Genomic DNA, 563 nt, shown 5'->3' on the forward strand with positions numbered 1-563 from the left:
GTTGAGAATTTAGAAGGAAATATAATCACAATATTTCAAGATAATTTTTACATCAATGAGAAGTGGGGAGATGACGATATTCACACCCTATTCAAAGTTAGACAGCGAAGCCAGCCGTGCACCGTTTGGATTGATGGTGCGATAACGCCGACAGACAGAGTAGACTCCGGAGCCATGCATGAGATTGTAAATAGGGCCTTCATTGCATATAGAGCGGTAGGGTTACCTACTGTAGAGCAAGCTAGGTTTTCTGTATATGTAAACGGTAAGGAAACCGAGCACATTTCTCATATTTATAAATTAAAAGATGGCGATTCACATGATTTCTATTCCTCAAATGAAATGTCATTAACAATACCCGCTGGTAATGGAGTGGTTAATGTTGGCATCAAAATACCTAAGCGTAATGGTGAACATAATGGCGTAGTCATCAGAGGAAGAATATTTGTACTCCCGCACTCAAATGAAATTTCATTACATTAATTAGGAAAACACTCTCATGATATACACAACAGGCACAGTTTCTACTGTGTCAGGGTCTGCTATTGTCTCTGGCACAGGAA

1 protein-coding gene is annotated in these 563 nt (G+C 39.4%); it reads left to right on the forward strand.

The window, feature by feature from the left end:
• Window positions 1-483, forward strand: a 483-nt coding sequence (locus M983_RS17680; protein ID WP_167348707.1) for a hypothetical protein, incomplete at its 5' end; no start/stop codon positions are given.
• Window positions 484-563: the final 80 nt, after the last annotated feature.

Source organism: Proteus myxofaciens ATCC 19692 (assembly GCF_001654855.1).
Classification (GTDB): Bacteria; Pseudomonadota; Gammaproteobacteria; order Enterobacterales; family Enterobacteriaceae; genus Proteus; species Proteus myxofaciens.